Genomic DNA, 5,368 nt, shown 5'->3' with positions numbered 1-5,368 from the left:
GACTTTTCCCGACGCGATGTCCAACGCCGCGTACAGGCTGGAGGTGCCGTTGCGCACGTAGTCGTGGCTGGCCCGTTGCGGGGTGCCCGGGAGCATGGGAAAGATCGGCTGGGTGCGATCGAGAGCTTGGATCTGGGTCTTCTCGTCAAGTGCTCGCGGACCCCGGGTTGCCATTCCCCAGTCTATCAACCGAATGACAATTAATGACTCAGGACACTAGCGGTAGGCGATCACGGTGCCGACGGTCATGGCAACAGCGAATGCGGAGAACGCTGCGGCCCGTAGATAGCGATTCTTCACTTGACGCGGCATCGTCCCAGTGTGAGTGTGAGGAAGTCAGAGGTTTGCCAAGTACAACCATTTGGAGACTCGCCATGAAGGCTGTCGTCTATCAGGGGCCCAGAGATGTCGCGGTCACGGATGTTCCGGACGCGAAGATCGAACGTCCCACCGATGTGCTGGTCAAGGTGACAACGACCAATATCTGCGGCTCGGACCTGCACATGTATGAGGGCCGGACCTCCTTCGAGCAGGGCCGCACGTTCGGCCACGAGAACATGGGGGAGGTGGTGGAGGTCGGTCAGGGCGTGGAGAAGGTCAAGGTGGGCGACCGGGTCGTGCTGCCCTTCAACATCTCGTGTGGGTTCTGCAAGAACTGCGAGCGCGGTCTCACGAATTACTGCCTGACCACGCAGCCTGACCCGTCCGCCGCCGGTGCGGCATACGGATTTGCGGACATGGGCCCGTACGGCGGAGGCCAAGCGGAGCTGCTCCGGGTCCCCTTCGGCGACCACAACGCGCTGCGCCTGGGTGAGGATGCGCAGGAGAAGGAGAACGACTACGTCATGCTCTCCGACATCTTCCCCACCGGTTACCACGCCACCGAGATGGCCGGCGTGATCCCGGGCGACAGCGTCGTGATCGCCGGGGCCGGACCGGTGGGGCTGATGGCTGCCCTGTCCGCGACGATCAAGGGGGCCGCGAAGGTCATGGTGGTCGATCGCCACCCCGACCGACTCGCGCTGGCCGAGCAGATCGGAGCAATCGCCATCGACGACTCCAAGACCGACCCGGTGCAGGCGGTGCTGGACGAGACGATGGGGCTCGGAGCCGACCGTGGCTGCGAGTGCGTGGGCTATCAGGCCCATGATCCTCAGGGCAACGAAGACACGGCGGCCACCTTGAACATGCTCATCAACGCGGTGCGCTTCACCGGCGGGATCGGCACCGTCGGCGTGTTCGTCCCCCAGGATCCGGGTGCCGAGAACGACTTGGCCAAGCAGGGCAAGGCGGCCATCGACTTCGGCACCCACTGGTTCAAGGGGCAGACCATGGGCAACGGTCAAGCCCCGGTCAAGAAGTACAACCGCCGGCTCCGGGACCTGATCGCGGCTGACAAGGCGAAGCCGTCCTGGATCGTCTCCCACGAGATCTCGCTGGAAGAGGCCGCCGACGCCTACAGGAACTTCGACGCCCGGTCCGAGGGCTGGACCAAGGTCGTCATCAAGCCAGGTATGTCCAGCGGAAAGAAGGCGAACTGACATGGCAGCAGATCTGCAGGGCAGGAGAGTCGCGATCCTCGCCGCGGACGGGGTCGAACGCGTCGAGCTCGAGCAACCCCGCGAGGCACTGGACAGGGCCGGCGCCCGGACCGAGGTCCTGTCGATCCACGACGGCGAGATCAAGGCCCGTAAGAACGACCTGGATGAAGCGGGCACGTTCACCGTCGACGGGCTGGTCGCCGACGCCTCGATGGGCGACTACGACGCCTTGGTGCTTCCGGGCGGGACGGTGAACCCCGACCAGCTCCGGGTCGACGAGGACGCTGTCGCGTTCGTCCGCGACTTCGTCGAGAGTGGCAAGCCAGTGGCGGCGATCTGTCACGGGCCTTGGACGTTGATCGAGGCCGGCGTGGCCACCGGTCGCACCCTGACGTCCTTCCCGAGCATCCGCACGGACCTGCGCAACGCCGGCGCGAACGTCGTCGACCAGGAGGTCGTGGTCGACAAGAATCTCATCACCAGCCGCTCGCCCGACGACCTGTCGGCGTTCTGCGACGCGCTCGTGTCCCAACTCGCCGGCACCACGACAAAGGAATAGGAGACATCATGAGTGTGACCAAGGGATTGCTGGTCAGGTTCGACGCGTTGCCCGGCAAGGAGGACGAGGTGAAGGACTTCCTCGACAGCGGCCGTGCGCTTGTCGAGGGAGAGCAGGCCACCACCGCGTGGTTCGCGATCCGCCTCGGGCCGACCTCGTTCGGCATCTTCGACGTCTTTCCGGACGACGCCGGACGTGATGCCCACCTGTCCGGACCCGTGGCGGTAGCGCTCGGCGAGAACGCCGGCGCGTTGTTCTCCGAACCCACGATCGAGAAGCTCGACGTCCTGGCTTCCAAGCTCCCCGCCTGACACCACAGACCGGGAGTACTGACCCCGACATGAGGGGCCGCTGCGCGCGGTGACTTCGGGCTGACACAGCCCGTTGACGTCGTGGCAGCGGCCCCTTCTCTTGCGGCCTATCGCCCATCCCTAACAGATCGAGGAACCGCGATGACAGGAACTGACGACGACGTTGCCCCGACGTGTTCACCCGAGGTAGCAGTGATCGGGGGCGGGATCGTCGGTCTGTCGACGGCGTACGCGCTGCGGGAGCAGGGCGTGCCGGTGCGCTTGTACGAGGCCGGTCTGCCCGGAACGGGTCAGTCCGCGGGCGAGTCGCGGATCTTCCGGCATGCCCACGACGACCCGCGACTCGTCGCTTTCGCGCGCGAAAGCCGCGGCGTATGGGATGAGTGGGCCGAACACTTCGACGTCGAGCTGGTCTCATCAGACGGTGTCGTGGCGATCGGCGAGAGCGCCCTGGCGCGGCTGCGGGTGCTCGACCAGGTCGGCGGCGTGGAAGCGCACGAGATCGATGCAGCCGAGCTCGCCCAGCGAATGCCGCTGCTCGCTGGGTACTCGGGGCCAGCGGTGCTCGACGAGTCGGGCGGCGCGATCCGCACCCGCACCGCGATCACGGCACTCGCGGGTGCCCTCGCAGATGCCGTCACCACCGCAGAGGCCATCTCCATCGATCCCCGTGCCGATGGGACGGTCGAGGTGCGCAGCGTCACCGACCGGGCTGTCTACTCCAAGGTGGTCGTGTGCGCCGGCCGCGAAACCGCCCGCCTGGCCCGCAGCGTCGGCCTGTCGCTGCCGGTTCGCCTTGCCGCACACGTCCGGCTGACCTTCGACGTGAAAGCCGCCGCCCCGGCACGAGTCGCGTGCCTGCAGGACAGCAGCGGCGTCTTCGGCGAAGTCGGCGTGTACGCGACGCCGCTACCGGGCAACAGCAGTTATTCGGTCGGACTCAGCGAAACCGTCGGCGTCCGCGACGACGGAACGTTCATCGACCCTGCGGCGATTCGATCGCTGGACGAACGCGCGCGCGAATACGTGACACGGGCGCTGCCCGGTCTCCACCCAGAGCCGCGCGACTTTCTTCACTGCTGGGTGACCGACCTCCCATGGAGCGAGGACGGGGTGGCCGTGTGGGAGGCAGGCTCTGTCATTTTTGTGGCCGGTCACAATCTGTTCAAGCAGGCACCTGCGCTGGGTCGCGCTCTTGCCCGGGCTGCGACCGGCGGCGGTCTCGCCGCCGACCTCACGCCCGCCGCTCGCCTCGGCGAAGCCCTGCGATAGTTCGCCTGACCCCAGTACGGACGCACTCAATGGGTAAACGTCTCCTCGTCGAGGACAACGGCAGCCCGCCCTGGGTCAACCCAAGAGTCGCGGCTGGACAGCAGTCACAGTCTCAACCACCTTGTCATGGGGTGTCTTCATCGTGAGGATTGGTACGCGGAGGTGCCGCAGCGGGATCCGTCACTGCGGGATCCACCTCTGGCACCTTGCCGTGTCCGCGAACGTAGAACGCGTCCGTCGGAGTAGGCACCTCGGTGAGCGCCGCCAGACCACTCTCGGCGTTGGAGGGTCGCGACTCGTGAACCACCATGTCACCGCGAGTTCCGTACTGGCCCACCAGCCGATATCAGGACCGCAGCCTGAAGCGAGATTTGCGCTGCCTCTCCGATCTTGAGACGTAGCGTTGCCCGCGAACCGGCCCTTCTCTGCGCGTACCGCGCGACGGTGCGCCAGCGCAGCGTACCGGTGACCGATCCCTGAAAGGTCGCGCTCGTCGAAGGCATAGTCACCGTGCCACCGGTCGAGGTACTGCAAGCAGATCGCAACAAGTTGTCGGGCCTGATCGATTGTGACCTCGTGTCCGCGGCGAGAGAAGCGAATGCGCGCGTTGGACACCACCGCCTCTTGCACGTCGGGAACGCCACGGTCGAGATCCATGCACGTGCCAAGCACGGCGTTGAGGTCACTACGGCGCAGCCAGGGAGCGACCCCCTGAAGAGCAGGCAGCAAGTCGTCGACGTTCTCCGCGAGCGCGAGCCGACAGGGTATGCTCGGCGAAAACACCGGCATGACGTCGAACTTAGGCGAGACAGCCCTAGCCCATCGGCCGACCCGATTGGCATGTGGCACACAACCAGGAGGTACTCATGACCATCAGGCTCGAATCCGTATCGCTCGAGGACGCTCAGCGCGTGATCGCCGCCGCTCAGGCTAAGGCGGAAGAGATCGGGTCGCCGAGCAACATTGCGGTGGTCGACGCGGGTGCTAATTTAGTTAGCCACATTCGCATGGACAACGCGTGGGTGGGCAGCGTCGACATCTCGATCAACAAGGCCTTTACGGCGCGCGCCTTCGACATCGCCACAAAGGACCTGGCCGAAAATGCTCAGCCCGGCGAGCAGTTCTACGGCATCCAGAACTCGAACCATGGCAGGGTCATGGTCTTCGCTGGCGGCATCCCGCTGCGCCGCGACGGCCTGGTCGTCGGGGCGGTAGGAGTGAGCGGGGGTAGCGGCGAGCAGGATCAGACGGTCGCCGAGGCAGCTGTAGCGGCGTTCTAATCCATCCCAGAGAACGCAAAACCGAGCAAAGGATAGAAGGTCAGCAAAGCGCTTCTGGTGCGCCTCGAAGCACTGCCCGGCAGGGAGGAAGAAGTCCGCGACTTCTTGAACCAGGGGCTGTCAATCGTAGAGGGTGAGCCCAAGACCGTCCGGTGGTTCGCGATACAATTCGGACCCTCGTCGTTCGGGATCTCTGACGCATTTCCCGACGACGACGGGCGCCAGGCGCACCTGTCGGGTGAGGTCGCGAAAGCGCTCGGTGAGAAAACGGGTGAGCTCTTCGAGGAGCCCGTGATCGAGCAGCTCGATGTCGTCGGGGAGAAGCAGCCCGCATAGAGCAAGCGGCCGCCCGCGGCGGCCACAGGACTTGGCGCTCGCCATGCGTGCGCAGACGCCAGGCTAGTG

At 65.5% G+C, this 5,368-nt stretch carries 6 protein-coding genes and 1 pseudogene; 6 read left to right on the top strand and 1 reads right to left on the bottom strand.

The window, feature by feature from the left end:
- Positions 1 to 150: pseudogene (locus GOOTI_RS25920) on the bottom strand (IS630 family transposase); the annotation flags it as partial.
- A gap of 224 nt (positions 151 to 374) precedes the next feature.
- Between GOOTI_RS25920 and GOOTI_RS24575 the strand changes: the two are divergent.
- The 6 genes from GOOTI_RS24575 to GOOTI_RS24545 all read left to right on the top strand — a co-directional run bounded on the left by GOOTI_RS24575 (position 375) and on the right by GOOTI_RS24545 (position 5,299).
- Positions 375 to 1,541 carry a glutathione-independent formaldehyde dehydrogenase gene (locus tag GOOTI_RS24575; protein WP_007241311.1) on the top strand — a complete coding sequence of 389 codons (1,167 nt, stop codon included), beginning with the start codon at positions 375 to 377 and terminating at the stop codon, positions 1,539 to 1,541.
- A 1-nt stretch (position 1,542) separates the two neighbouring features.
- On the top strand, positions 1,543 to 2,100 hold the full coding sequence (locus GOOTI_RS24570; RefSeq protein ID WP_007241310.1) for a type 1 glutamine amidotransferase domain-containing protein: 558 nt from the start codon (positions 1,543 to 1,545) through the stop codon (positions 2,098 to 2,100).
- An 8-nt stretch (positions 2,101 to 2,108) separates the two neighbouring features.
- The gene (locus GOOTI_RS24565; protein ID WP_007241309.1) at positions 2,109 to 2,411 is read left to right on the top strand and encodes a putative quinol monooxygenase; all 303 of its coding nucleotides are present in this window, start codon (positions 2,109 to 2,111) and stop codon (positions 2,409 to 2,411) included.
- Positions 2,412 to 2,552: 141 nt separating this feature from the next.
- Entirely contained in the window at positions 2,553 to 3,683 is a 1,131-nt protein-coding gene (locus GOOTI_RS24560) for an NAD(P)/FAD-dependent oxidoreductase (protein WP_174299177.1), read from the top strand.
- A gap of 866 nt (positions 3,684 to 4,549) precedes the next feature.
- On the top strand, positions 4,550 to 4,963 hold the full coding sequence (locus tag GOOTI_RS24550) for a GlcG/HbpS family heme-binding protein (RefSeq protein WP_007241306.1): 414 nt from the start codon (positions 4,550 to 4,552) through the stop codon (positions 4,961 to 4,963).
- A 57-nt stretch (positions 4,964 to 5,020) separates the two neighbouring features.
- Complete coding sequence (locus tag GOOTI_RS24545; protein WP_007241305.1) at positions 5,021 to 5,299, top strand: putative quinol monooxygenase; 279 nt, start codon at positions 5,021 to 5,023, stop codon at positions 5,297 to 5,299.
- Positions 5,300 to 5,368: the final 69 nt, after the last annotated feature.

The sequence above is a fragment of the Gordonia otitidis NBRC 100426 genome (assembly GCF_000248075.1).
GTDB lineage: Bacteria > Actinomycetota > Actinomycetes > Mycobacteriales > Mycobacteriaceae > Gordonia > Gordonia otitidis.
The sequence above is the reverse complement of the archived record's forward strand: the minus strand, read 5'-3'. Positions and strand labels throughout refer to the sequence as shown.

Coding starts and splice junctions, on each gene's coding strand:
- GOOTI_RS24550 (WP_007241306.1), top strand. CDS start 4,550: ATGACCATCAGGCTCGAATCCGTATCGCTCGAGGACGCTCAGCGCGTG.
- GOOTI_RS24565 (WP_007241309.1), top strand. CDS start 2,109: ATGAGTGTGACCAAGGGATTGCTGGTCAGGTTCGACGCGTTGCCCGGC.
- GOOTI_RS24570 (WP_007241310.1), top strand. CDS start 1,543: ATGGCAGCAGATCTGCAGGGCAGGAGAGTCGCGATCCTCGCCGCGGAC.
- GOOTI_RS24575 (WP_007241311.1), top strand. CDS start 375: ATGAAGGCTGTCGTCTATCAGGGGCCCAGAGATGTCGCGGTCACGGAT.
- GOOTI_RS24560 (WP_174299177.1), top strand. CDS start 2,553: ATGACAGGAACTGACGACGACGTTGCCCCGACGTGTTCACCCGAGGTA.